The following is a 23,719-nucleotide window of genomic DNA, read 5'->3' on the forward strand; positions in this document are numbered from 1 at the left end:
TGGCGCGCACTATATGAAGCGTAACGCAACGCGACCCGGATCAACCGGGCAGGAACGAGGCAGAGCTATGCGATCGACCTTTCTTACCTTGCCCCCGCTCCGCGCCCTCGGCCTTGGCGGCAGCCTTCTGCTCGTCGCGGCCTGCGGCAATGGCGGCGGCAAACCCTTCGACTGGGATTTCCGGCCCGGTGGTGTCTCTACCGCCGATGCCGCCCGTGCCGCCACCGCCGCAAGGCCCAGCCCTGACGCGCGCGGTATAATCTCTTATCCCGGCTATCAGGTAGCCGTTGCCCGGCGCAACGATACCGTGGCCAGCGTCGCCGCCCGCGTCGGCATCGACCCCGGCGAACTGGCGCGCTACAATGCCGTCAACCCGAACGACCCCGTGCGCGAGGGCGAAATCCTTGCCCTGCCGCGCCGCGTCGCGGAAGGTGCTACGCCGGTCGCACCGGCCACCGGCGCGATTGTCGGTGCTCCGATCAAGTCAGGCTCCATCGACGTGGCCCCTCTGGCCAGCGCCGCCATCGACCGCGCCGCGCCGAAACCTGCCGCCGCGCCGCAGGGCTGGCAGAAAGGCGCCGATTCCGCTGCTGCGGCGCCCGGCGTCGAACCTGCCCGCCATCAGGTGAAGCGTGGCGAAACCGCCTTCATCATCGCGCGGGCCTACAACGTCTCTGCCAAGGCGCTGGCCGACTGGAACGGGCTGGATGCCAACATGACGGTGCGCGAGGGGCAGTATCTGCTGATCCCGGTCGCCGCCACCCCGGCCCCGGCCACCCGTGCGCCGGAACCTGTCACCCAGCCCGGTGCCGGTTCGCCGACGCCGGTGCCGCCCTCGGCCGCCAAGCCGCTGCCCGCCAAGGACGAGCCGCCCGTCGCCACCAAGAAGCCTGACGGCAGTGCGGCCCCCGCCCCGGCGCAGAAACCCGCCGCCGATCTCGGCGCGAACCGCAGCAGCGCCTCGGCTTCGAAGCTGGCGATGCCGGTTAGCGGTCAGGTCATCCGCCCCTACGCCAAGGGCAAGAATGAAGGCATCGACATCGGTGCCAGCGCGGGCACCGGCGTGGTCTCGGCTGCTGACGGGACCGTGGCCGCCATCACCAAGAACACCGATGGCGTGCCGATCCTCGTGATCCGCCATGCCAACAACCTGCTGACGGTCTATGGCGGCATCGACGCGGTGGCAGTGGCCAAGGGCGCCTCGGTCAAGCGTGGCCAGCAAATCGCCAAAGTCCGCGCCGGAAGCCCGTCCTTCCTGCATTTCGAGGTGCGCAAAGGCTTCGACTCCGTCGATCCCATGTCCTACCTCCAATAAGCATCCTACCTGCAATAAACGCAAAGGGCGGGTGCCGCACAGCACCCGCCCTTTATCTTGGCCCCAATATTCCCACCGAAGGCTCCGCCGCCCGCCGTCCCGCATCAGGCCGGGCCACCTTCCGCGCCAGCCGGGGTGACGGGGGCTCGATGCCCCCGGCGCGCCGTCCCTTGGTTCAGGACGCCGGTTTCAGGATACGCGCACGCCGTGACGCGCCGCCAGATCGGTGAAGAACTGCCAGGCCACCCGGCCCGAGCGGGCGCCGCGCGTGGCCTGCCATTCGATCGCCTCGGCCCGCAGCACCTCGGGCGCCACCTGCACGCCATAAGCCGCGCAATAGCCGTCGATCATCGCCAGATAATCGTCCTGCGAACACGGGTGGAAGCCTAGCCACAGCCCGAAACGGTCGGAGAGCGACACCTTCTCCTCCACTGCCTCGCTCGGGCTGATCGCGGTCGAACGTTCGTTCTCGATCATGTCGCGTGGCATCAGATGGCGGCGGTTCGATGTGGCGTAAAGGATCACATTCTCCGGCCGCCCCTCGATCCCGCCATCCAGCACCGCCTTCAGGCTCTTGTAATGCTGGTCATCATGGCTGAACGACAGGTCGTCGCAGAACAGCACGAACCGCGCATCGGAAGCGCGGAGGAGGTTCAGCAGACGCCCGACCGAAGGCAGATCCTCGCGCGCCAGTTCGACCAGCTTCAGGTCTTGTCCCTCGGCCCGCACGGCGGCATGGATCGCCTTCACGAGGCTGGATTTCCCCATCCCCCGCGCGCCCCACAGAAGCGCGTTGTTCGCAGGCAGACCCTGCGCAAAATGCCGGGTGTTCGCCAGCAGCGTGTCACGCGCCCGGTTGACCCCGATCAGCAGATCCAGATCCACCCGCGCCACTTTCGTCACCGGCTCCAGCCGGTCGGGGCCGGTGTGCCAGATGAAGGCCGGGGCCGCGCCGATATCCGGCGCGGGTTGCGGTGGCGGCGCCAGACGCTCCAGCGCCTCGGCGATACGCAGCAAAGGGTCGGTCACTTGTAATCCTCGCCTTCGGGGTCGTCGTCTTCTTCCTCGACCCAGGTGCCATCGGCACGGGCTTGCGCCTCACGTTCGCGTTCGAACCGCGCGATAAGGAAGATCGAGATTTCATACAGCGGATAGATCGCCGCAAAGAGGATGATCTGGCTGAACATATCCGGCGGCGTCACCACAGCGGCCACGGCAAGGATGCCGACCACCGCGTATTTCCGCATGGCTTTCAGCCCCTTGGAGGAGATAAGCCCCGCCCGCCCCATCAGCGTCAGCAGCACGGGCAGCTGGAAGCACAGACCGAAGGCCATGACGAAGGTCATGGTCAGCGCCAGATAACTTTCCATCGAGCCCTGGAAAACCACCCCCGCCGGAGGCGCTGTCAGGTCGCCGCCCCCCAGATCGCTGGCGAACTGGTCCTGAAAGCCCAAGAAGAAGCCAAAAGCGAAAGGCAGGATGATGAAATAGGCGAAGGCCGCGCCGATCAGGAACATCGCGGGCGAGGCCACGAGGAACGGCAGGAAGGCCTTTTTCTCGGATCGATACAGCCCCGGCGCCACGAAGCGCCACAGCTGATAGGCGATGATCGGGAAGGCCAGCGCAAAGCCACCCCACATGGCGATGCGGATGGCGACGAAGAAGCCCTCCTGCATCTTCACGAGGATCAGCTGGCATTCCTGCCCGCGCTCGGCCAGCACGACGCACATCGGGCGGGCCAGAAAGGCGAAGATCGGCTTCCACAACAGATAGCCGATGATGAAGCAGACGGCGAAAGCCCCGATCGCATAAAGGATACGGGTCCGCAGTTCCTTCAGATGTTCGATCAGCGGCGCCGCGCTGTCGTCGATGTGGTCGTTCGCACTCATGCGTCAGGGGCCTTTTCGGCGGGGGTCTCGCCGTCTTTCAACGCGCGAAGCCTGTCACCGGTCTCGTTCAGGATGGCACGGCGCGCGGCCTGCTTTTCTGCCAGCGCCTGCGTTTCTGTGCCGGTTGCCGGCGGCGTGGGCGCGGGTGCGTCGGCGGGCGCGGCCGCATCCGGGTCGGGCTGCGCCCTGGCCGGACCTGTGGTCGGCTTCAGCGGGTCCCATTTCTCGAACCTGTCAGCCGCCTGCTTCACCGCATCAAGGCCCAGCGACTTGGCGCTGGTGGCCTTTTTCAGATCATCCGCCGCCTCTTTCACGCCTGCCTCGCGCGCGGCATCTTCCATCGCGCCCTGAAACTCGCGCGCCATGCGCCGCAGCTTGCCGGTGAACCGGCCAAGCTGCTGGAACATCATGGGCAGATCCTTCGGCCCGATGACGATCAGCGCCACGACGCCGATCACCAGAAGCTCGGTCCATCCGATATCGAACATCGCTTTCCCCCGTCAGAACCCGCCTGCCTGTTGCGCGGCTCAGACCTTGTCCTTGTCGGCCGGGGTCACGTCTTTCGCGCTGTCGGCCTTCACGGTGTCATCGGCGGCGTTCTCGATCTCGCTCGCGCCGTCCTTCACGCCCTTCTTGAAGGCCGTGATGCCCTTGCCGACCTCGCCCATCAGCGAGCTGACCTTGCCGCGGCCGAACAGAACCAGCACCACGACGGCGATAAGCAGCAGTTGCCAGGGTCCCATCTGCATGTCGAATTCCTCCAATGGGAAGTGTCTTTGGCCACAGGCTTACCCAAGCCGTCGCCCGGCGTAAGCCCCGAATCCGCTGCGATGCGGCGGATTGCTGACAGCTATATGTCAGTTGCCCTCTGCGAGAAAGCACCATCGCAACAACAGGAGATTCCCATGCGACAGACCCTATCCACCCCGGTTGCCATCGCCGAAATCGTGCAATTTCATCTGGTTGAAGGCACACAGACCGCGCAGTTTCTTGCGGCGGCAAAGGGAAGCGCAGCGCTGGTGAAAGCGCAGCCCGGATTCCTCGCCCGGCATCTGATGCAGGGCGAAGATGGCAGTTGGACGGACCTCGTGCTCTGGGCCGACCTCACGGCGGCCCGGACCGCCGCCACAGCCGTGGTGAAAGACCCGGCCTTCGCCCCGTTCATGGCCCTGATCGACGGCGCCAGCGTGCGGATGCGCCATGACCGGGTGATCTGGTCTCTGGCGGATTGACGCCGGGGCGCCAAGCCGTCAGCCTGTGCCATCATGCGCCGCACCGACCGCCTTTTCGAACTTATCCAGATCCTGCGCGACGGGCGGCTGCACCGCGCCTCGGAAATGGCAGAGCGGCTTGAGGTTTCGGTGCGCACGATCTGGCGCGACATGGCCACGCTGATGGCTTCGGGCCTGCCTGTGGAGGGAGAGCGCGGGGTGGGATACATCCTGCGCGCGCCGATCACCCTGCCACCGATGATCCTGACCCCGCCCGAGATGGAGGCGCTGCGGCTCGGGGTGCGGCTGGTGGCGGAAGGTGCCGATCCGGGGCTGGCGCGCGCGGCACGCGGGCTGGCGGCGAAAATCGCCGCCGTGGTCCCTGCCCCGGCGACGCCCGAGCCCGACGATCTGTTCGTCTATTCCGCCGATGAAACCCAGCGCGCCGCGCCGCATCTGCCGGTCCTGCGGCAGGCGATCCGCGCGCGGCAGCGGCTGGCCATCACCTATATCGACCCGCACGGCGCCGAGACGCACCGCGACATCCGCCCGCTGCAACTGGAATTCTGGGGCCGGGTCTGGACGCTGGCCGCCTTCTGCGAGGCGCGCGCCGATTTCCGCAGCTTCCGCGTAGACCGGATCGTCGCCATCACCGAAACGGGCGAAACCTATCCCGACGAGCCGGGGCGAAGGCTGGAGGATTACCGCGCCCGCATCGCCGCCGAACTTACGCCCGCCGATGCGCCGGAAACACGAAACAGCGATCCCGCCGGATCATAAGCCACAACGCCGTGCCCGGTTTCGGCAGAAACACCCCCGGCACGGCAGCGGTCAGGGTCGAGCCGTCGTAATCCATCACGAATTCCACAAGGCTCTCGCGTCCCATGAACCGGGCGCGCTGCACCGTGCCGCGTGCGGGCGTGCCATCCATCGGCGTCGGGTTTGGCCCGCGCCCGGCACGATCAAAGTCAATCTTCAGATGCTGCGGCCGTATGACGATTTCCACCTCGCCGCCATCGGTATGACCGGGGGTCAGGAACTCGCCAAACGGGGTCAGGGTCAGCGCCCCGCGCGATACGCCCCGGATCACATTGACATCACTGAAGAAAGCCGCCGCCGCCCGATCCGCAGGCCGGGTGTAGACATTGTAGGGCGATCCCTGCTGCACAATCCGGCCATCCCGCATCAGCGCAATCTCGTCAGCCATGCGCATCGCCTCATCAGGTTCATGCGTGACCAGCAGGACCGCCGCGCCCTCTTCCTTCAGCACCGCCAGCGTGGTGTCGCGGATACCGTCGCGCAGCCGGTTGTCTAGGCCGGAAAACGGCTCGTCCATCAGCATCAGCCGCGGGCGAGGCGCCAGCGCGCGGGCCAGTGCGACGCGCTGCTGTTCCCCACCTGAAAGCTGGTGCGGATGCTTGTCGCCATAGCCCGAGAGGTTCACCTTCTCCAGCAGTTCGTCCACCCGACGCGCCTGAGCAGCACGGTCGCCCTTCAACCCGAAGGCCACGTTGCGTGCCACTGTCAGATGCGGGAACAGCGCGAAATCCTGAAACATCAGCCCGATGCCCCGCCCTTCCGGCGGCACGCGGGTCACCGTGTCGCAGACCAGACGCCCATCCAGATGGATGGTGCCGCTGTCCTGCATCTCGACCCCGGCGATGATGCGCAGCGTCGTGGATTTGCCGCAGCCCGAAGGCCCGAGAAGGCAAGTGACCTGCCCCGGCATCACGGTCAGCGACACATCGTCCACCACCCGGCGGGCGCCGAAACGTTTCACGATGTCCCGGATTTCGAGACGGGGAGGCAGGCTGGTCACGATGGCGTCTTTCAGTCCGGCAGATTTCTCGACTGAAACGATTGGGTTTCCCTCGTCCCTTAGCAACCCAACCCCGCCAAGGCAACCCCGCCGGGGGGTGCCCCGGCGGGGCGCGGCTTACAGTGTCGCGTTGGTGGCGCCGCCGTCCAGCAGGATGTTCTGCCCGACGATGAAGCCTGCATGCTGCGAGGCAAGGAAGGCGCACATCGCGCCGAATTCCTCGCGCGTGCCATAGCGGCGGGCGGGAATCGTCGCCATGCGTTCGGCCCGTGCCTCGTCCCGGCTGATGCCGCGTGTCTGCATCACCCCGCCATCCAGCGCGGTCGCGCGGTCGGTATCGTGGATGCCGGGCAACAGGTTGTTGATGGTCACGCCGAAAGGCGCCACCTGCCGCGAGGTGCCCGCCACATAGCCGGTCAACCCGGCGCGGGCGGAGTTCGACAGGCCAAGCTGGGCAATGGGCGCCTTCACCGATTGCGAGGTGATGTTGATGACCCGCCCCCAGCGGCGTTCGATCATCCCCGGCAACAGGGCCTTCATCAGCGCGATCGGCGCCAGCATATTGGCTTCCAGCGCACGGATGAAATCGTCGCGGCTCCAGTCCGACCACAGGCCGGGCGGCGGGCCGCCCGCATTGGTGACGAGGATATCGACATCCTTCGCCGCCGCCAGAACCTCGACCTGACCGGATTCGGTCGTCACATCGGCGGCAACCGTGGTGACCGGCACGCCAAAGCGCGTGCGGATGTCATCGGCAGTCGCAAGCAACGCCTCGGCCCCGCGTGCGTTCATCACCAGTTCGACCCCGGCGGCAGCCAGCGCCTCGGCACAGCCACGCCCCAGCCCCTTGGACGAGGCGCAGACCAGTGCCCTTTTCCCCTTGATGCCCAGATCCATCGCGCGTTCTCCGTTATAATGCGGCCCGACCGTAGCAAGCGGCCCCCGACTTGCCAAGGCGCACCAATCGGCCCTTACTTCTGCCCGAATGCTGGCACATTTCCGTGACTTGATGCAGAAAACTGCATAGCGGCCGGCCTGCGCCTGCCGTCCCTTTCGCACAGCCCCGGAAAGCCCTTTTGCCATGACCGACGTACCGACCCGCCTTCTGCCCGGACAGGCCTGCATGGTCTTCCCCGCCGATGCGGTTTATGTCGCGCATGGCGTGAACATGGGTGACGGGCTGGGTCTGCCAGACGATGTCTGCGCGGGCGATGTCTACGAACTTGAACCCGGCACCGAGCCGCTGCGCCTGGTGGTGGCGCGTGCCGCAAAGGCGCAGCAGGTGGCGACGGGCTCCGGTCTGGGGCAACCGGGCGATCCGGTGCGGGTCGTCGCGCGCTACACGCTGATGGGCGACGATGCGAACCGGGTCGAACTGTTGCTACTGGCGCTGGAGGGTTCGGGCGACGGGCTGTTCGCGCTGCCGCTGTCACCCATGGCCGCCGGGCTTGGCTATACGCTGGTCAAGGTCGAGGACGCGCCCGAGGAAACGCCGCTGTCCGATCTTCTGTGCGTGAGCTTTGCGCGCGGCACGATGATCACCATGGCGAATGGCTCGCAACGTCCCATCGAGACACTGACCGCCGGGGACCGGGTTCTGACGCGCGACCACGGGCCGCAGCCGGTCCGCTGGGTCGGGAATGCCACCCTGCGGGCCGTCGGGGCCTTCGCGCCGGTCGTCATTACCTCCGGCGCTATGGGCAATGCGGGCGATCTGATCGTCAGTCAGCATCACCGCATGTTCCTGTACCAGCGTCAGCGGACGCCGGGCCTGCCAACTTCGGAACTGCTGGTGCAGGCCAAGCATCTGGTGAACGGCGAAACGATCTTCCTGCGCGAAGGCGCCTTCGTCGATTACTTCAGCCTGGTGTTCGAACGCCACGAGATCATCTATGCCGAAGGTGTACCCGCCGAAAGCCTGATGGTGACAGAGGCGGTGGTGAACCGCCTGCCGGTCGAGCTGTCGGCCGAAGTGCGGGCGCGATTCCCCGGCCTGAGCCAGAACCAGCATTTCGGGACCGAGGCCGGACGGCAGGAACTGGAGGAGATCGGCCTCGGTCGCCGCGAATCCGCAGGTGGAAAATAGGGAACCTGTCGCAGCCCCAGGGGCTTGACCCTGACGCGCCACAGACGATGCTGGCGCCAGAACCGGAGACCCCGCCGATGCGCCTGCTGCTGCCCGCCGCTCTGCTGATCGCCGCCACCCCGCTGGCCGCGCAGGATCTGCAACCCGTCGATCCGCTGCCCGAAGGGGCACTTGCGATCCTGTCGGAAACCGAAGCGCCGGAATTTGTACTTGGCTGGCAGGGGGATCTGGATGGCGACGGTGATGCCGACCTGCTGGCGCAGGGCGCTTATACGGCGGGCGATGGCGGCAATGCCGCTGTGCTGCGGCAGATGGTGTTGCGGCGGGACGGCGAAAGCTGGACCATCTGGCAGGAGTTCGTGGCGCCGGACGGAATCAAATCCGCCCGGCTGGACACCACCGCCGCAGGCCGCGAACTGGTTCTGACGCTGTTCAGCTACCAGCCGGACGACCCGCATTGCTGCCCGTCCGGCAGTTCGGAGATGCGCCTGCCCCTGAAGTGAGGCAGGCGCAACGGCTCACTTTGCCGAAAGCATCTCGGCCACGTCCAGCAGGATCACTTCGTTATCCGCCGCCGCATCCAGCTTGCGCCCCGATGAGAACGGCAGGTTGTTGTCATTGGCCACCATGATCTGCGTATCGCTCACCCGCATCACATCCTCGATGGTGAAGAAGGGGAAGGTGTGCTTGCCGGTCAGATCGCGCGCAGCCTGGGTTTCCTGACGGTTCACGCCCTCGGGGTCGGCAATGTCCATCAGGTCGATATGGCCGATGCGGCGCACGAAGCCCTCGGCATCGACGCTGGCGGTGTCGATCAGCACGACATTCTTCACCAGCGCGGGCAGCGGGAAGCAATCGGGCGCCGGATCACCGGCGCATTTCAGCGACGGATCGCCCTCGCCGTTGTCACGCTCGATCACCAGCGCACGGGTCTCGTCGATGAAGTTGAAATCACCGATCGCGGTTGCGCCTTCCGCCAGACGGAATTTGAAGCCCTGCCCCGTCCACTTTTCCGCTGCCGTGTCAAACGCTATGACGCGAAGGAAGGCGCCTTCGGGTTGTCCCTCGGCAGTCATCACCGGCTTTTCCAGCATGGCCCACAGCAGAGGGGTGCCCGGCTGATGTGCCATGCCCTCATACCCGCCCGAGCGCGGCACGATCCAGTCCTTGCCGACCACCGAGGTGCCGGAATTGGCCGGGTTATCCACCGATTTGATGACCTCTTCACCCTGCATGGTCGGATAGACCGCCAGCACCTTGCCATCGAGCGTGGCGCGGATGAGGAAGGGGCCGAACTCTTCACCGATCCAGACCTCGCCATTGATGATCTGGATGCTTTCAGGGTCGAAATCCGCGCCGGTCAGATAGCGGCTGTCCGAGCCTTCATAGGCGATGCGGAACGGCACCTTTCGGTCGGGGTCGTGCAGGAACACGGTTTCCTTCACCTCGACCTTGCCGCTGGTGAAATCGGGCATGATCCGGCTGAAGAACAGCAGCGCATCGGGGCTGTTCAGCTTGGTGCCGAAGCCGTTGTCGGTCAGCACATAGGTGCTGCCATCCTCAGCCTGCTGCATGGCGAAACCGGAAAAGCCCTGAAGCGGCTGGCCGTTGAACGGCAGGTTCAGCCCGGTCGGGCGCTTGCCATGCATCGCGCCGGTATCGCCGGCCACGCTTTCGGCCACATCATTGCGGGCAGCGCCGGTGAACTTGCCCGATACGCGCGCATCCGCAGGGGCATCGGCCGGCGGGTCGATCAGCGTCAGGGCGGGCAGCACGGCCTGCCCTTTCAGCACTGCCGGGAAGGTGGTTTCGGCGAGTGCCGGTGCGGCGATCAGCGTGGCGCAAAGGGCGGTGGCGGACAGAAGGCGCGACAGCATGGGAATCTCCTGCTTGGGTGTTGCTGCGCCGCTTCTGGCCGCACCGCATTGCAGGAAGATGGCGCACAGACAAAGCTTCGGTGACGGCTGCGTGACGGGCTTTCGCGCCAGTGGACGGCAGGCCCACTTTGAGCTAAAGCGCGGCCATGCTGGACAATCGCCCCACCCTCCCGCCCGAAATCGCCCGCCGCCGGACCTTCGCGATCATCGCGCACCCGGATGCGGGAAAAACCACGCTGACCGAAAAGTTCCTGCTGTTCGGCGGCGCGATCCAGATGGCGGGTCAGGTGCGGGCCAAGGGCGAGGCGCGGCGCACGCGGTCGGATTTCATCAAGATGGAACAGGATCGCGGCATCTCGGTCTCGGCTTCGGCGATGAGCTTTGACTACCGCGAGTTCCGCTTCAATCTGGTCGATACGCCCGGCCACAGCGATTTTTCGGAAGATACCTATCGCACACTGACGGCGGTGGATGCGGCGATCATGGTGATCGACGGCGCCAAGGGCGTGGAAAGCCAGACCCGCAAGCTGTTCGAGGTCTGCCGTTTGCGCGACCTGCCGATCCTGACCTTCTGTAACAAGATGGACCGCGAGGCACGCGATACGTTCGAGATCATCGACGAGATTCAGGAAAACCTGGCCATCGACGTGGCACCGGCAAGCTGGCCCATCGGCTCGGGGCGCGAGTTTCTGGGCTGCTACGACATCCTGAACGACCGGCTGGAACTGATGGACCGCGCCGACCGTAACCGCGTCGCCGAAACCATCGAGATCAAGGGGCTGGACGATCCGAAACTGGCGCAGCACGTCCCGGCCGGGATGCTGGCGCAATTGCGCGAAGAGCTGGAAATGGCGCGCGAGCTCTTGCCCGCTTTCGACCGCAAGGCGTTTCTGGAAGGCCATATGACGCCGATCTGGTTCGGCTCTGCCATCAACTCCTTCGGGGTGAAGGAACTGATGGATGGCATCGGCAATTACGGCCCGGAGCCGCAACCGCAGCCCACCGCCAGCCGCAAGGTCGCGCCCGAGGAAACGCCGGTGACCGGCGTGGTGTTCAAGGTGCAGGCCAATATGGACCCCAAGCACCGCGACCGCGTGGCTTTCATCCGGTTGGCCTCCGGCCATTTCGAACGGGGCATGAAGCTGCTGCATGTGCGGTCGAAAAAGCCGATGGCGGTGTCGAATCCGGTGCTGTTCCTCGCTGCCGACCGCGAACTGGCGGAAGAGGCCTGGGCCGGTGACATCATCGGCATTCCGAACCACGGGCAGCTTCGCATCGGCGACGCGCTGACCGAGGGCGAGGATCTGCGCTTTACCGGCATCCCGTCGTTCGCGCCGGAACTGCTGCGCGGGGTGCGGGCCGCCGATCCGATGAAGGCCAAGCATCTGGAAAAGGCGCTGATGCAATTCGCCGAGGAAGGCGCCGCGAAAGTGTTCAAGCCGATGATCGGCTCGGGCTTCATCGTGGGCGTGGTGGGCGCACTGCAATTCGACGTGCTGGCCAGCCGGATCGAGCAGGAATATGCGCTGCCCGTGCGGTTCGAGGCGTCGCAATTCACCTCTGCCCGCTGGGTGGCGGGGCCGAAGGCGGAAATGGACAAGTTCCTCAACGTGAACAAGGGCCATATCGCCCATGACCACGATGGCGACGTGGTGTACCTGACCCGCCTGCAATGGGACATTGATCGCATCCAGCGCGATTACCCCGAGCTGAAGCTGACCGCGACGAAAGAAATGCTGGCGTGACGCGGCAAAACCGCGTCTTGCCAACGGGCGAGATCGCGGCGCTGCCGTTTCGCGGCGCATGGATGGGCAATCGCGGGATATTGCACGATGCAGCGGGCCAGCCTGGCCCGGCGCGCTGGCGGCACAAGAACTGGATCTGCTGCAAGCTGGCCTTCAAGGGCCGCAAGCGCCCGCTCATGGCGCCTCATAGCTATACCGAACTGTTCTTCTATGACGAGCCGCAGGCGCTGGCTGCTGGTCACCGCCCCTGCGCCGAATGCCGCCGCGAGGATTACAACCGCTTTCGCGGGATCTGGGAACGGTTGTTCGGCCCGGCGGATGCGAAAGCCATCGACGCGGCCCTGCACAAGGCCCGGCTGGCCGGACGCCCGGCGCAGCAATGCCGCCATCAGGCACCCTCACCCGACCTGCCTGACGGCGCCATGATCCTGACCGAAGACCAGCCCGGCCTGATATGGCAAGGCGCCTTGCATCCCTGGACGCCCGACCACGGCTATGGCCCTGCCCGGCCCGTGCCAGATGGCCCTGCAACCGTGCTGACCCCTGCCCCGCTGGTCGCCATACTGGCAGCAGGCTACCGGCCCCTCCCGCATCCCGGCCTGACCGGAGTGTGACCGGAGGCGCCCTTGCGGCCCCTGCCTAATCGCGCCAGACTGGCCGCGTCCGACAGGAGGTTCCATGTCCGCCCCCCGTGCCTTTCTGGTTGCCACTGCGAAGAACGAAGGCCCCTTCATTCTTGAATGGGTCGCCCATCACATGGAAGTCGGCTTCACCGACATCGTGATCTACCAGAACGATTCCGACGATCTGACGCAGGACATCCTGACGGCGCTGCAAAAGCTGGGTGCCATCCGGTATTTCGACAATAGCGCCGCCGCGCGCGGCACCCATCAGGTGCGGGCCTATATCCGCGCTTCACGCCTGAAATCCTATGCCGAGGCCGATTTTGCCATGGCTCTGGATCTTGACGAGTTTCTGGTGATCAAGACCGGCAACGGGCGGCTGGAGGATTTCGTTGCGGCCAGCCCGCCCTTCGACGTGGCACAGATCAACTGGCGGCTGTTCGGCAATTCCGGCAAGCGGCTGCAAAGCTTCCGCATGCAGACCGAACGCTTCACCATGGCCGATTATGTGATGGCCGACGACGAACGGTTCAACGCCTATAAATGTCTGTTCCGCCCGAAATATTTTGAACGCCCGGGCGTCCACCGCCCCAATCCCCGCGAGGGCGTGGATGAAGACGCGTTGCGTGTCGTCAACGGTTCGGGGCTGGTGCCGGGGCAATATCAGATCAAGAATTACAACTCCACCGATCCGGGTGGACAAAGCCTTGCGCAGATCAACCATTACATCGTGCGCGATCTGGATACGTTCATGGTCAAGACCCGCAGGGGCTCCGCCCATCAGGATGACCGCGAGGTCGGGCTCAAATACTGGGCGCTGCGCAACAAGAACTATGTCGAGGATGACAGCATGGCGCCCTGGCGGGCGCGACTGGTGGATCGGTTCAACGCCTTGAACGATGCGACCTATGACCGGCTGAAGCGGTTGCGGCGCCAGTCGGTCGCCATTCACAAGCGGAAGTTCGAAGAGGTCATGGAAGACCCCGAGGCGCGCCAGCTGCGCCGCGAATGCATGAAATTCGAAGGCAATATCCCCCTGCTGGGCAGTTACAAGGATGTGCTGGAACATGGCGGGCCAACTTGACGACGGATCAAATTTCCGGTAGGGGGCGGAAGGCAAAGTATGCCATGACGCCGGGGCGCCCGGACAAGCAGCGTCCCTCCACCTCCCCGCGGGCCGATCCCGCTGTGACAGGACGTTGATGACCAAGTTCTCCGATCTCGCGCTCGATCCGCGCGTTTTGCAAGCCGTCGCCGAAGCCGGCTATGAAACTCCCACCCCGATTCAGGCGCAGGCCATTCCGCCCGCCCTTGAAGGCCGCGACGTGCTGGGCATCGCCCAGACCGGCACCGGCAAGACAGCGAGCTTCTCGCTGCCGATGATCACGCTGCTGGGTCAGGGCCGAGCCCGCGCCCGGATGCCGCGCAGCCTCGTGCTGTGCCCGACGCGTGAGCTGGCGGCGCAGGTGGCCGAAAACTTCGACACCTATGCCAAGCACACCAAGCTGACCAAGGCGCTGCTGATTGGCGGCGTGGCCTTCGGCGAACAGGACAAGCTGATCGACCGCGGCGTGGACGTGCTGATCGCCACCCCTGGCCGTCTGCTGGACCATTTCGAACGCGGCAAGCTTCTGCTGACCGGCGTGCAGATCATGGTGGTGGACGAGGCCGACCGGATGCTGGACATGGGGTTCATTCCCGATATCGAACGCATCTTCAATCTGACGCCCTTCACCCGGCAGACCTTCTTCTTCTCGGCCACCATGGCGCCCGAGATCGAGCGGATCACCAAGACCTTCCTGTCGAACCCGGTGAAGATCGAAGTGGCGCGGCAATCGACCACCTCGGAAACCATCGAACAGGCGCTGGTGCAGTTCACGCCCAGCCGCAAGGACCGCAGCTTTGCCGAAAAGCGCGCCGTCCTGCGCGCCCTGATCCGGGCCGAGGGTGAGAGCTGCACCAATGCCATCATCTTCTGCAATCGCAAGATGGATGTGGATGTGGTCGCCAAGTCGCTGAAATCGCATGGGTTCAACGCGGCCCCGATCCATGGCGACCTGGACCAGTCGCAGCGCATGAAAACGCTGGATGGCTTCCGCGACGGGTCTCTGCAACTGCTGGTCGCCTCGGATGTGGCGGCGCGCGGGCTGGATATTCCATCGGTCAGCCATGTGTTCAACTTCGACCTGCCCTCGCATCCCGAGGATTACGTCCACCGCATCGGTCGTACCGGCCGCGCCGGGCGCAAGGGCAAGGCGTTCTCGATTGCCACGCCGCATGACGAGAAATACCTGACAAATATCGAATTGCTGGTGAAGCAGGAAATCCCGCGCGGCAGCCTGCCCGAGGGCTTTACCCTGCCCGAACCGCGCGAGCGGGATGACCGCCGCAAGGATGACCGCCGCCGCGACGACCGTGGCCCGAAGGGCAAGGGGCCGAAGCCGCAGCGCGAGGCCACTCCGCGTGAGGCATCGCCGCGCGAACCCGAGGTGGTGGAAGACCGCAAGCCCGCAAGCCCGGCGCCCGCCCCTGCCCCGGCGCAGGTCCATACCCATGGCACCGGGCATCATCACCATCACCACCGTGAGGACCGTCGCGACGACCGCCGCCGCAATGACCGCGACGACCGTGTTGTCGGTATGGGCGATCATGTGCCGGACTTCCTGATGCGCAGCTTCAAGCTGAAGGAACGCCCCGCAGACGAGACGGCAGAGCCGCAGGTGGAAGACGCCACCGCAGAATAAGAAAGGGGCGCCGCGCGGCGCCCCTTTTCATTTCCGGTCTGGCAGCGCCTGTCATTCCTCTGACAGGCGGCTGACCACAACGGTGACCTCGGGCTTCTTGCCGATCTCCTCGACCGCGACCTGACGCACGATCCGACGGATCGCCTCTTCGGTCTTTTCATCGTCGCGCATGATCTTGGGTGGCGCGGTTTCAAGGAACTGCGTCAGCTCCGCCTCCATCGCCTCGGCCAACGGCTGCCCGCGCTTGCCGGTTTCCGGCAGGCCCATCAGTTCCACCCAGGCCTCGCCCAGCGGCTCGTTCTGTTCATCCAGGATGACGTTGACCATGGCATGCCCGTTCAGCGCCATGCGGATGCGGTTGCGCACCACGCCATCCATCGCACCGATCAGCACCGATCCATCCAGATAAAGCCGCCCGGTCTCGATATATTCCGCGACCTCGGGGGCATCACCGCTCAGATCCAGCATCATGCCATTGGTGGCAATCTCACCGGCGATACCGCGCGCCTCCGCCAGTTTCACATGCTCGCGCAGGTGGCGGTGTTCCCCATGCATCGGCACCAGCATCTGCGGATGCAGGACTTCATGCATCTTTTCCAGATCCGGGCGGTTGGCATGGCCCGAAACGTGGTAGCGCCCGCCCGTATCATCCACCACATCGACGCCCATTTCCGAGAAGCTGTTCATGATGCGCAGCACATCACGTTCGTTCCCCGGAATGGTTTTGGACGAAAACAGGAACATGTCGCCCTCTTTCAGCTCCAGCCCCAGATACTTGCCGCGCGACAGCTGCGCCGTCGCCGCACGCCGCTCGCCCTGACTGCCGGTGACGATCAGCATGAGGTTCTGGCGCGAGACTTCCGTGGCCTGTTCCGACGGGATGATGGTCGGGAAATCGGTCAGCACGCCGGTTTCCTGTGCCACCTTGACCATGCGTTGCATCGCGCGGCCCAGCAGACAGACAGACCGGCCCGCTGCCCGCCCGGCCTCAGCCAGCGTTTTCAGCCGCGCGACGTTCGACGCGAAGGTCGTCGCCACAACCATGCCACCCGCATTGGCAATCAGGCCATGGATCGGATCGGCCAGCGTCGCCTCCGACCGGCCCGGCGCAGGCGAGAAGATGTTGGTGGAATCGCACATCAGCGCCTTCACCGGCACTTCGTCGGCAATGGCGCGGAACGCGGCTTCGTTCCAGCCCTCGCCAACGATGGGGGTCGGGTCCAGCTTGAAGTCGCCCGAATGCACCAGCCGCCCTGCGGGCGTGTCGATCACCAGCGCCGAGCTTTCGGGGATCGAATGGGCGATAGGCACGAACTGCACGCGGAACGGCCCGGCCTCGACCACCGCGGGGCGCGGCTCGACCGTATGGATCACATCCAGCGGATGGCCCTGTTCCTCGAACTTCAGGCGACCAATTGCAGCAGTGAAGCGCCGGGCATAGACCCGCTTCTTCAGCTTGGGCCAAAGATGCCCCAGCGCGCCGATGTGATCCTCATGCGCATGGGTGATAAAGATCGCCTCGATCCGGTCGGCACGCGCCTCCAGCCAAGCGATATCGGGCATGATCAGATCGACGCCCGGTGTGGTGTCCATGTCCGGGAAGGTCACGCCCAGATCGACGACGATCAGCCGCTCACGCCCTTCCGGCCCATAGCCGTAGACATAGCAGTTCATCCCGATTTCGCCGGCACCGCCGAGGGGCAGATAGATCAGGCGGTTCTTCACGCTCATGCGGTTTCCAGTTCCTTGTTATGGCGGTGGATGAGAACGAGCCCATGCATGGTCAGATCGTCCTCCACCGAATCGAACAGGTCGGTGCCCTGCTGAAAGAGAGGTGCAAGCCCCCCCGTGGCAATCACTTTCATCGGCCGGTCACGTTCGGCGCGGATCTGCCGGACGATGCCTTCGGCCAGACCGATATACCCCCAATACACGCCCGACTGCATGCAGGCCACAGTATTCGTGCCGATGGCCGTTGCCGGTTTGGTGACATCCACATGCGGCAGGGCGGCGGCGGCCATATGCAGGGCCTCAAGGCTCAGGTTCACACCCGGCGCGATGACCCCGCCGATATAGGCGCCATCGGTATCCACCACGTCGAAAGTGGTGGCGGTGCCGAAATCCACCACGATCAGGTTACCGCCATGACGGTCAAAGCCTGCCACGGTATTCACCAGCCGGTCCGGCCCCACCGTGGTGCCCTGATCGACGCGCGGCGCCACCGGCAGCGCGCATTCCGGCTTGCCCACCACCAGAGGGCGGCAATCGAAATAACGGTTGCACAGCACGCGCAGGTTGAACACCACGCGAGGCACGGTGGATGAGATGATGGCCTCGTCAATCTGCGCCTCGGTCTTCGTCAGCATCATCAGCGAAGACAGCCAGACGAAGTATTCATCCGCCGTGCGCTTATGATCGGTGGCGATGCGCCAGGTGGCGATGAACTCGCGCCCGTCCCAGATCGAGAACACCGTATTGGTATTGCCGCAGTCGATGGCCAGAAGCATGGCTGGTGCCTTTCAGAAAAAGACCTCGGCGGCGGGGATCGCCTCCCGCCGTCCGTCGATGTTCAGGACCAGCGCACCGCTGTCGTCGATTGTCTCGAAAATCCCGTGCCGTTCGGTCGTGCCGGTGCGCGCACGGATGCGCTCGCCGCGCCGCGCTGCCCGGTCAAGCCACGCGGCGCGGATGGGCGCGAAGCCCTCGGCCTGAAAGCGGGTTTCCCACAGCGCGAAGGCCGCAGCCAGATGGGTCAGAAACCGTTCGGGTGTGATGCGCAGGCCGGTCTCCGCCAGCAGGTTGACCGGCGTCACGGCACCGGGTTCCACCGCCTCAACCGGCGGAGCGCCGATCAGGTTGACGCCGATGCCGATGATCAGATGACTGACACGCCCGCCTGCCCCGCCGCTTTCCAGCAGGATACCCGCCAGCTTGCCGCCATTCAGCAGCACGTCATTGGGCCATTTCAGCGCGAAGGCACCGGGCAGATCGGTCAGCCCTGCACAGGCGTCATACAGCGCCAGCGCCGCGATGAAGCTGCGCAGCGCCGCCGTTTCGGGCCGCCCCTCGGGGCGCATCACCAGACTGCCGTAGAAATTGCCGCGCGGGCTGGACCAGGGCCGCCCGCGCCGCCCGCGTCCCGCTGTCTGCTCTCCCGCAATGACCCATGCCGGACCTGTCAGGCCCGGCACGAGGGAAAGCGCATAAGCATTGGTACTGTCGACCGTATCGAGGGCATGGCGCGCCACGCCCTCGGGCCAGACCGGGTCCGCGTTACCGGACAAGGGCTTCGGCCGCCACGGCCGCCGCAGGGTCGATCCCGAACAGGTTGACCGCCCCGACCAGCATGATCAGCGCCGCCGCCACGAAAGCGATCCACTGCGGCGCGCTCATCCGGCTTTCAACGGTTTCGCCGTCCTTCCCGAAGAACATGAAGTAGACGATGCGCAGGTAATAGAAGGCCCCGATGGCCGAAGCCACGGCGCTGGCCACCACAAGCCAGGTCAGCCCCGCCGAAAGCGCCGCCTGCCACACCGCAAACTTCGCGAAGAAGCCGACGAAGGGCGGCACACCCGCAAGGCTGAACATCAGCGCAAGCACGGCATAGGCTTTCATGGGTTCACGCTTCACGAACATGTTCAGCGCCGCGATATCGGTCACCGGCTTGCCGTCACGCTCCAGCGACAGGATGAAGGCGAAGGTGCCGATGTTCATGGTGACGTAGATCGCCATGTAGATCAGCATGGCCTGCACCCCGGCCGCCGTGCCCGCCGCGAGGCCAAGCAGCGCATAGCCCATATGCGCGATCGACGAATAGGCCATCAGGCGCTTCAGGTCGCGCTGGCCAATGGCCGCGATGGCACCGACGAACATCGACAAGAGCGACATCACCGCGATGACCTGCTGCCAGTCGCCCGGAATGGCACCGAAGGCATCATAGGCAAGACGGGCCAGCAGCGCCATGGCGGCAACCTTCGGCGCGGTTGCAAAGAAGGCCGTCACCGGGGTCGGCGCGCCTTCATAAACGTCCGGCGTCCACATGTGGAAGGGCGCCGCGGAAACCTTGAAGGCCAGACCCGACAGCATGAACACCAGACCGAACAGAAGGCCCAGCGGGATCTCGCCACCCAGCGTCGAAAGGATGCCCGAGAACAGCGTGGTGCCGGCAAAGCCATAGGTCAGCGAGGCGCCGTACAGCAGCAGGCCCGAGCTCAGCGCGCCAAGGACGAAGTATTTCAGGCCCGCCTCGGTGGATTTGGCACTGTCACGGCGCAGGGCCGCGATGACGTAAAGCGCCAGCGACTGAAGCTCCAGCCCCAGATACAGCGCCATCAGGTCGCCCGCCGAAACCATCATCATCATGCCGACGACCGACAGGGAAACGAGGATCGGATATTCAAACCGCGCGAGATCGCGACGGCTCATGTAGTCGAAGCTCGTCACCAGAACGGCGGCGGCCGACAGCAGGATGGTGATTTTCGCATAGCGGGCAAAGGGATCGTCGTTGAACATGCCGCCGAAGGCAGTGCGCGCGCCCTCGCCGTTGGTGCCGATCCAGAAGGCAAGTACGAGGAAAACCCCCGCCGTCACCCAGGTGATCAGGCCCGCAGCCTTGTCCTTGGTGGTGTAGACCCCGAACAGAAGCGCCGCCATGGCGTAGATCGAAAGTGCGACCTCGGGCAGGAGGATGTTGAAATCGGTGCCGGTCATGGGCGGGCCCTCAGTGCGAAGCCGCTTCCGCCACGTCGGCAGACGCAGGCAGGGCAGCATGGTAGTCGGAAACCAGCGTCTCGACCGAAGGACCGATGATATCGGTCACCAGCGACGGATAGACGCCGAGGAGAAGGGTCATCACCACCAGCGGCGCGAAGATCGCGCGCTCGCGGCCATTCATGTCGGTGATCGACTTCAGCGCCTCTTTGATCAGGTCGCCGAACACGACCCGACGGTAGAGGTAAAGCGCATAGGCCGCCGAGAAGATCACGCCCGAGGTGGCGACCACGGCCACCCAGGTATTGACCTGGAAGATGCCCATGAGCGTCAGGAACTCGCCGATGAACCCGCTGGTGCCGGGAAGACCCACATTGGCCATGGTGAAGAACATGAAGATCAGTGCATAGGCGGGCATGCGGATCACAAGGCCGCCATAGGCGTCGATCTCGCGGGTATGCATGCGGTCATAGATCACGCCGACGCAAAGAAACAGCGCGCCCGAGATGAAGCCGTGGCTCAGCATCTGGAAGATGGCGCCGTCGATCCCCTGCTGATTGGCCGCGAAGATGCCCATGGTGACATAGCCCATGTGTGCGACCGAGGAATAGGCGATCAGCTTCTTCATGTCGCTTTGCGCCAGCGCCACCAGCGAGGTGTAGACGATGGCGATGGCCGACATCCACAGCACGAGGCCCGACATCACGTCGGCGCCCACCGGGAACATCGGCAGCGAGAAGCGCAGGAAGCCGTAGCCGCCCATCTTCAGCAGGATCGCCGCCAGAACCACGGAACCGGCAGTCGGCGCCTGAACGTGGGCGTCGGGCAGCCAGGTGTGCACCGGCCACATCGGCATCTTCACCGCGAAGCTGGCGAAGAAGGCGAGGAACAGCAGCGTCTGCATGCCGCCCACGACGTGAATGCCCGCGATGTTCAGCGTGTCCGAGGCGAAAGTGTGGTTCAGCAGTTGCACCATGTCGGTGGTCCCTGCGTCGACATACATCGCCACCATCGCCACCAGCATCAGCACCGAGCCGAGGAAGGTATAGAGGAAGAATTTGAACGCCGCATAGATGCGGTCCTTGCCGCCCCAGATGCCGATGATCAGGAACATCGGGATCAGGCCCGCCTCGAAGAACAGGTAGAACAGCACCAGATCCAGTGCGCAGAACACGCCGAGCATCAGCGTTTCCAGCAGCAGGAAGGCAATCATGTATTCCTTGGTGCGATGTTCCACCGTCCAGCAGGCCGCGATGGTCAGCGGCATGAGGAAGGTCGTCAGCATGACGAACAGCACCGAGATGCCGTCGACGCCCATCTTGTATTTCAGGCCGAGGATCCAGTCGTATTCCTCGACGAACTGCATGCCGGTATTGGCCGGGTCGAAGCCCGACAGGATGGTCAGCGACACGAGGAAAGTGGCGGTCGTCGCGACCAGCGCCACCCATTTGGCGTTGCGCTGCGCGGCGGCATCATTCCCGCGCAGGAACAGCGCCAGAATGGCAGCCGCTACAGCCGGAATGAAGGTGATGATGGAAAGGACGTTTTCCATTAGTGCGCGCCCCCCGAGAGCGACATCCAGGTGATCAGGGCAGCGATGCCCAGCACCATGGCGAATGCGTAGTGGAAGATATAGCCGGATTGCATCCGGTTCACGACGCGGGTGAGCATCGGGATGAAGCCCATGGCCACGCCATTGATCGTGCCGTCAATCACCGCGCCGTCACCCTTCTTCCACAGGAAGTTGCCAAGCCAGCGGGCCGGCGCCACGAAGATCGCGGCGTAAAGCTCATCGAAATACCACTTGTTCAGCAGGAATTCGTAAAGCGGGCGCTGCGCCGTCGCCAGACGCCGCGGCAGATCGGGCCGACGAATGTAGAAGATCCAGGCGACGAAGAAGCCAAGCAGCATGGCGATGAAGGGCGAAACCTTCACCCAGGTCGGCGCCTCATGCGCCGCGTGGATGACATGGTTTTCGGCGCCAAGGAAGATCGCACCTTTCGGGGCGCTCGCCACGGCATGACCTTCGGTTGCCTGCTCTCCGGCAGCCGGGGCCGCATGGCCTTCCGTCGTCCCGGTCGCGGCAGCCTGGTCGCCCTCACCTTCCGTAGTGGCATGCCCGGTGTCGGCGGCCACATGCTCCATGGCCGGTTCCATGCCGAACCACGACCGCATCTTCGCCTCATCGCCGAAGAAGCTGTTGTACCACAGCATCCCCGAGAAGGCCGCCCCCAGCGCCAGAACGCCCAGCGGGATCAGCATGACAACAGGGCTTTCATGCGGCTCGTGGTGATGGTCATCATGGCCGTGGCCATGCCCGTGACCATGCGCCCGGCTTTCGCCGTAGAAGGTCAGGAACATCAGCCGCCACGAATAGAACGAGGTGAAGCAGGCCGCGACGACCAGCATCCAGAAGGCATACTGGCTGCCGACCCAGGCGCTTTCGATCACCGCATCTTTCGACAGGAAGCCCGCGAAGCCGATATGAGTCAGTGGGATGCCGACGCCGGTGATGGCCAGCGTGCCGATCATCATGGCCCAGAAGGTCAGCGGGATCTTCTTGCGCAGGCCACCGTAGTTGCGCATGTCCTGCTCATGGTGCGTCGCGTGGATCACCGAACCGGCACCGAGGAACAGCATGGCTTTGAAGAAGGCATGCGTGAACAGATGGAACATCGCCACCGAATAGACGCCCACGCCCGCAGCCACGAACATGTAGCCAAGCTGCGACATGGTGGAATAGGCGATGACGCGCTTGATGTCGTTCTGCACCAGACCGATGGTCGCCGCGACGAAAGCGGTGGTCGCCCCCAGAACGGTGATGAAGGCCAGCGCCTGGGGCGCATATTCATAGATCGGCGACATCCGGCAGACGAGGAACACCCCCGCCGTCACCATGGTCGCGGCGTGGATCAGAGCCGAGACCGGGGTCGGGCCTTCCATCGCGTCGGGCAGCCAGGTGTGCAGGCCGAGCTGCGCCGATTTACCCATGGCACCGATGAACAGCAGCACGCCGATCAGGTTGGCCGCGTTCCATTCGGTCCAGAGGAAAGTCAGGTTGGTCTGCGCCAGTTGCGGCCCCGCCGCGAACACGTCGTCGAAACGGATCGAGTCGGTCAGGAAGAACAGCGCCATGATCCCCAGCGCGAAGCCGAAGTCGCCGACGCGGTTCACGATGAAAGCCTTCATCGCCGCCGCATTGGCCGAAGGCTTGCGGTAGTAGAAGCCGATCAGCAGGTAGGAGGCCACGCCCACGCCTTCCCAGCCGAAGAACATCTGGACCAGGTTGTCCGATGTCACCAGCGTCAGCATGGCGAAGGTGAAGAACGAAAGATAGGCGAAGAAGCGCGCCTTGTAATGCTCGCCCTCCTTCCAGTTGTCGTCATGCGCCATGTAGCCGAAGGAATAGAGATGGACGAGCGCAGAAACCGAGTTCACCACGACCAGCATGATGGCGGTCAGCCGGTCAAGCCGGATCGCCCATTCCGTTGCCAGCGAACCGCTTTCGATCCAGCGCATCAGCACGATGCGCTGCGTCTCGCCGTCGAAACCAAGGAAGATGATCCAGGACAGCAGTGCCGCAAGGAACACCAGCGAGGTGGTGATGACCTGACCGGCCGTTTCACCGATGAATCGCCAGCCGAAGCCGCAGATCAGGGCCCCGACAAGGGGCGCGAGGAGAATGATCGTGGCCATTCGT

Annotated in this window: 22 protein-coding genes; 9 read left to right on the forward strand and 13 right to left on the reverse strand. The window is 64.7% G+C overall.

Annotation, left to right across the window (positions count from 1 at the left end; translation table 11 throughout):
- The first annotated feature begins 67 nt into the window (after positions 1 to 67).
- Positions 68 to 1,315, forward strand: a complete 1,248-nt coding sequence (locus IE126_RS03135; protein WP_189380133.1) for a M23 family metallopeptidase — start codon at positions 68 to 70, stop codon at positions 1,313 to 1,315.
- A gap of 189 nt (positions 1,316 to 1,504) precedes the next feature.
- Here the strand turns inward: IE126_RS03135 and IE126_RS03140 are convergent, their stop codons facing one another.
- The 4 genes from IE126_RS03140 to tatA are packed head-to-tail and all read right to left on the reverse strand — an operon-like array spanning position 1,505 to position 3,953.
- Positions 1,505 to 2,344, reverse strand: coding sequence for an ATP-binding protein (locus IE126_RS03140; RefSeq protein ID WP_054301702.1), 840 nt, complete (start codon positions 2,342 to 2,344; stop codon positions 1,505 to 1,507).
- Entirely contained in the window at positions 2,341 to 3,204 is an 864-nt protein-coding gene (gene tatC, locus IE126_RS03145) for a twin-arginine translocase subunit TatC (protein ID WP_054301701.1), read from the reverse strand. The genes IE126_RS03140 and tatC overlap by 4 nt, the downstream gene beginning before the upstream one ends.
- Positions 3,201 to 3,692 (reverse strand): Sec-independent protein translocase protein TatB, encoded by a 492-nt coding sequence (gene tatB / locus IE126_RS03150; protein ID WP_108128228.1) that lies wholly within the window; start codon positions 3,690 to 3,692, stop codon positions 3,201 to 3,203. The genes tatC and tatB overlap by 4 nt, the downstream gene beginning before the upstream one ends.
- Before the next feature lie 39 nt (positions 3,693 to 3,731).
- A complete protein-coding gene (gene tatA / locus IE126_RS03155) occupies positions 3,732 to 3,953 on the reverse strand; it encodes a twin-arginine translocase TatA/TatE family subunit (protein WP_054301700.1) in 222 nt (73 codons plus the stop codon).
- 156 nt (positions 3,954 to 4,109) lie between these two features.
- On the opposite strand from tatA, the gene IE126_RS03160 reads away from it, so the two are divergent.
- Both IE126_RS03160 and IE126_RS03165 read left to right on the forward strand, forming a co-directional pair.
- Positions 4,110 to 4,436: an antibiotic biosynthesis monooxygenase family protein gene (locus tag IE126_RS03160; protein ID WP_108128227.1), complete on the forward strand. Its 327-nt coding sequence runs from the start codon at positions 4,110 to 4,112 to the stop codon at positions 4,434 to 4,436.
- Positions 4,437 to 4,469: 33 nt separating this feature from the next.
- Positions 4,470 to 5,195, forward strand: coding sequence for a helix-turn-helix transcriptional regulator (locus IE126_RS03165; protein WP_108128226.1), 726 nt, complete (start codon positions 4,470 to 4,472; stop codon positions 5,193 to 5,195).
- Here the strand turns inward: IE126_RS03165 and IE126_RS03170 are convergent.
- Both IE126_RS03170 and IE126_RS03175 read right to left on the reverse strand, forming a co-directional pair.
- Positions 5,143 to 6,234 carry an ABC transporter ATP-binding protein gene (locus tag IE126_RS03170; RefSeq protein ID WP_054301698.1) on the reverse strand — a complete coding sequence of 364 codons (1,092 nt, stop codon included), beginning with the start codon at positions 6,232 to 6,234 and terminating at the stop codon, positions 5,143 to 5,145. The genes IE126_RS03165 and IE126_RS03170 overlap by 53 nt on opposite strands.
- A 117-nt stretch (positions 6,235 to 6,351) precedes the next feature.
- Entirely contained in the window at positions 6,352 to 7,131 is a 780-nt protein-coding gene (locus IE126_RS03175) for an SDR family oxidoreductase (protein ID WP_189380134.1), read from the reverse strand.
- A gap of 184 nt (positions 7,132 to 7,315) precedes the next feature.
- On the opposite strand from IE126_RS03175, the gene IE126_RS03180 reads away from it, so the two are divergent.
- On the forward strand, positions 7,316 to 8,320 hold the full coding sequence (locus IE126_RS03180) for a Hint domain-containing protein (RefSeq protein WP_229825195.1): 1,005 nt from the start codon (positions 7,316 to 7,318) through the stop codon (positions 8,318 to 8,320).
- Between the two features lie 77 nt (positions 8,321 to 8,397).
- A complete protein-coding gene (locus tag IE126_RS03185) occupies positions 8,398 to 8,823 on the forward strand; it encodes a hypothetical protein (RefSeq protein WP_145693525.1) in 426 nt (141 codons plus the stop codon).
- A gap of 15 nt (positions 8,824 to 8,838) precedes the next feature.
- On the opposite strand, the gene IE126_RS03190 is transcribed toward IE126_RS03185, so the two are convergent.
- A complete protein-coding gene (locus IE126_RS03190; RefSeq protein WP_189380135.1) occupies positions 8,839 to 10,197 on the reverse strand; it encodes an esterase-like activity of phytase family protein in 1,359 nt (452 codons plus the stop codon).
- 146 nt (positions 10,198 to 10,343) lie between these two features.
- Between IE126_RS03190 and IE126_RS03195 the strand changes: the two genes are divergently transcribed.
- From IE126_RS03195 to IE126_RS03210, 4 genes are all read left to right on the forward strand, one after another.
- On the forward strand, positions 10,344 to 11,942 hold the full coding sequence (locus tag IE126_RS03195; RefSeq protein ID WP_108128223.1) for a peptide chain release factor 3: 1,599 nt from the start codon (positions 10,344 to 10,346) through the stop codon (positions 11,940 to 11,942).
- The gene (locus tag IE126_RS03200) at positions 11,939 to 12,556 is read left to right on the forward strand and encodes a hypothetical protein (RefSeq protein WP_189380136.1); all 618 of its coding nucleotides are present in this window, start codon (positions 11,939 to 11,941) and stop codon (positions 12,554 to 12,556) included. Before IE126_RS03195 ends, IE126_RS03200 begins: the two co-directional genes overlap by 4 nt.
- Before the next feature lie 64 nt (positions 12,557 to 12,620).
- Positions 12,621 to 13,649 (forward strand): glycosyltransferase family 2 protein, encoded by a 1,029-nt coding sequence (locus tag IE126_RS03205; RefSeq protein ID WP_054302289.1) that lies wholly within the window; start codon positions 12,621 to 12,623, stop codon positions 13,647 to 13,649.
- A 118-nt stretch (positions 13,650 to 13,767) separates the two neighbouring features.
- Complete coding sequence (locus IE126_RS03210) at positions 13,768 to 15,309, forward strand: DEAD/DEAH box helicase (protein ID WP_189380137.1); 1,542 nt, start codon at positions 13,768 to 13,770, stop codon at positions 15,307 to 15,309.
- 51 nt (positions 15,310 to 15,360) lie between these two features.
- On the opposite strand, the gene IE126_RS03215 is transcribed toward IE126_RS03210, so the two are convergent.
- The 6 genes from IE126_RS03215 to nuoL are packed head-to-tail and all read right to left on the reverse strand — an operon-like array spanning position 15,361 to position 23,715.
- Positions 15,361 to 17,040, reverse strand: coding sequence for a ribonuclease J (locus IE126_RS03215; RefSeq protein ID WP_054302291.1), 1,680 nt, complete (start codon positions 17,038 to 17,040; stop codon positions 15,361 to 15,363).
- Positions 17,037 to 17,816 (reverse strand): type III pantothenate kinase, encoded by a 780-nt coding sequence (locus IE126_RS03220; RefSeq protein ID WP_054302292.1) that lies wholly within the window; start codon positions 17,814 to 17,816, stop codon positions 17,037 to 17,039. The genes IE126_RS03215 and IE126_RS03220 overlap by 4 nt, the downstream gene beginning before the upstream one ends.
- Before the next feature lie 12 nt (positions 17,817 to 17,828).
- Positions 17,829 to 18,593, reverse strand: a complete 765-nt coding sequence (locus IE126_RS03225; protein ID WP_108128219.1) for a biotin--[acetyl-CoA-carboxylase] ligase — start codon at positions 18,591 to 18,593, stop codon at positions 17,829 to 17,831.
- The gene (gene nuoN / locus IE126_RS03230; RefSeq protein WP_054302294.1) at positions 18,583 to 20,019 is read right to left on the reverse strand and encodes an NADH-quinone oxidoreductase subunit NuoN; all 1,437 of its coding nucleotides are present in this window, start codon (positions 20,017 to 20,019) and stop codon (positions 18,583 to 18,585) included. Before nuoN ends, IE126_RS03225 begins: the two co-directional genes overlap by 11 nt.
- Before the next feature lie 10 nt (positions 20,020 to 20,029).
- Positions 20,030 to 21,571 carry an NADH-quinone oxidoreductase subunit M gene (locus tag IE126_RS03235; RefSeq protein ID WP_054302295.1) on the reverse strand — a complete coding sequence of 514 codons (1,542 nt, stop codon included), beginning with the start codon at positions 21,569 to 21,571 and terminating at the stop codon, positions 20,030 to 20,032.
- A complete protein-coding gene (gene nuoL / locus IE126_RS03240) occupies positions 21,571 to 23,715 on the reverse strand; it encodes an NADH-quinone oxidoreductase subunit L (protein ID WP_189380138.1) in 2,145 nt (714 codons plus the stop codon). The genes IE126_RS03235 and nuoL overlap by 1 nt, the downstream gene beginning before the upstream one ends.
- Positions 23,716 to 23,719 lie beyond the last annotated feature (4 nt).

Origin of the sequence: Gemmobacter nanjingensis, from assembly GCF_014652195.1 — a bacterium.
Lineage (GTDB): Bacteria > Pseudomonadota > Alphaproteobacteria > Rhodobacterales > Rhodobacteraceae > Gemmobacter > Gemmobacter caeni.

What these genes read in the sequence shown, in the direction of transcription:
- IE126_RS03135 (WP_189380133.1), top strand. Translation starts at nt 68, where the DNA reads ATGCGATCGACCTTTCTTACCTTGCCCCCGCTCCGCGCCCTCGGCCTT.
- tatC (WP_054301701.1), bottom strand. Translation starts at nt 3,204, where the DNA reads ATGAGTGCGAACGACCACATCGACGACAGCGCGGCGCCGCTGATCGAA.
- tatB (WP_108128228.1), bottom strand. Translation starts at nt 3,692, where the DNA reads ATGTTCGATATCGGATGGACCGAGCTTCTGGTGATCGGCGTCGTGGCG.
- tatA (WP_054301700.1), bottom strand. Translation starts at nt 3,953, where the DNA reads ATGCAGATGGGACCCTGGCAACTGCTGCTTATCGCCGTCGTGGTGCTG.
- IE126_RS03160 (WP_108128227.1), top strand. Translation starts at nt 4,110, where the DNA reads ATGCGACAGACCCTATCCACCCCGGTTGCCATCGCCGAAATCGTGCAA.
- IE126_RS03165 (WP_108128226.1), top strand. Translation starts at nt 4,470, where the DNA reads ATGCGCCGCACCGACCGCCTTTTCGAACTTATCCAGATCCTGCGCGAC.
- IE126_RS03175 (WP_189380134.1), bottom strand. Translation starts at nt 7,131, where the DNA reads ATGGATCTGGGCATCAAGGGGAAAAGGGCACTGGTCTGCGCCTCGTCC.
- IE126_RS03180 (WP_229825195.1), top strand. Translation starts at nt 7,316, where the DNA reads ATGACCGACGTACCGACCCGCCTTCTGCCCGGACAGGCCTGCATGGTC.
- IE126_RS03185 (WP_145693525.1), top strand. Translation starts at nt 8,398, where the DNA reads ATGCGCCTGCTGCTGCCCGCCGCTCTGCTGATCGCCGCCACCCCGCTG.
- IE126_RS03190 (WP_189380135.1), bottom strand. Translation starts at nt 10,197, where the DNA reads ATGCTGTCGCGCCTTCTGTCCGCCACCGCCCTTTGCGCCACGCTGATC.
- IE126_RS03195 (WP_108128223.1), top strand. Translation starts at nt 10,344, where the DNA reads ATGCTGGACAATCGCCCCACCCTCCCGCCCGAAATCGCCCGCCGCCGG.
- IE126_RS03205 (WP_054302289.1), top strand. Translation starts at nt 12,621, where the DNA reads ATGTCCGCCCCCCGTGCCTTTCTGGTTGCCACTGCGAAGAACGAAGGC.
- IE126_RS03210 (WP_189380137.1), top strand. Translation starts at nt 13,768, where the DNA reads ATGACCAAGTTCTCCGATCTCGCGCTCGATCCGCGCGTTTTGCAAGCC.
- IE126_RS03215 (WP_054302291.1), bottom strand. Translation starts at nt 17,040, where the DNA reads ATGAGCGTGAAGAACCGCCTGATCTATCTGCCCCTCGGCGGTGCCGGC.
- IE126_RS03220 (WP_054302292.1), bottom strand. Translation starts at nt 17,816, where the DNA reads ATGCTTCTGGCCATCGACTGCGGCAATACCAATACGGTGTTCTCGATC.
- nuoN (WP_054302294.1), bottom strand. Translation starts at nt 20,019, where the DNA reads ATGACCGGCACCGATTTCAACATCCTCCTGCCCGAGGTCGCACTTTCG.
- IE126_RS03235 (WP_054302295.1), bottom strand. Translation starts at nt 21,571, where the DNA reads ATGGAAAACGTCCTTTCCATCATCACCTTCATTCCGGCTGTAGCGGCT.
- nuoL (WP_189380138.1), bottom strand. Translation starts at nt 23,715, where the DNA reads ATGGCCACGATCATTCTCCTCGCGCCCCTTGTCGGGGCCCTGATCTGC.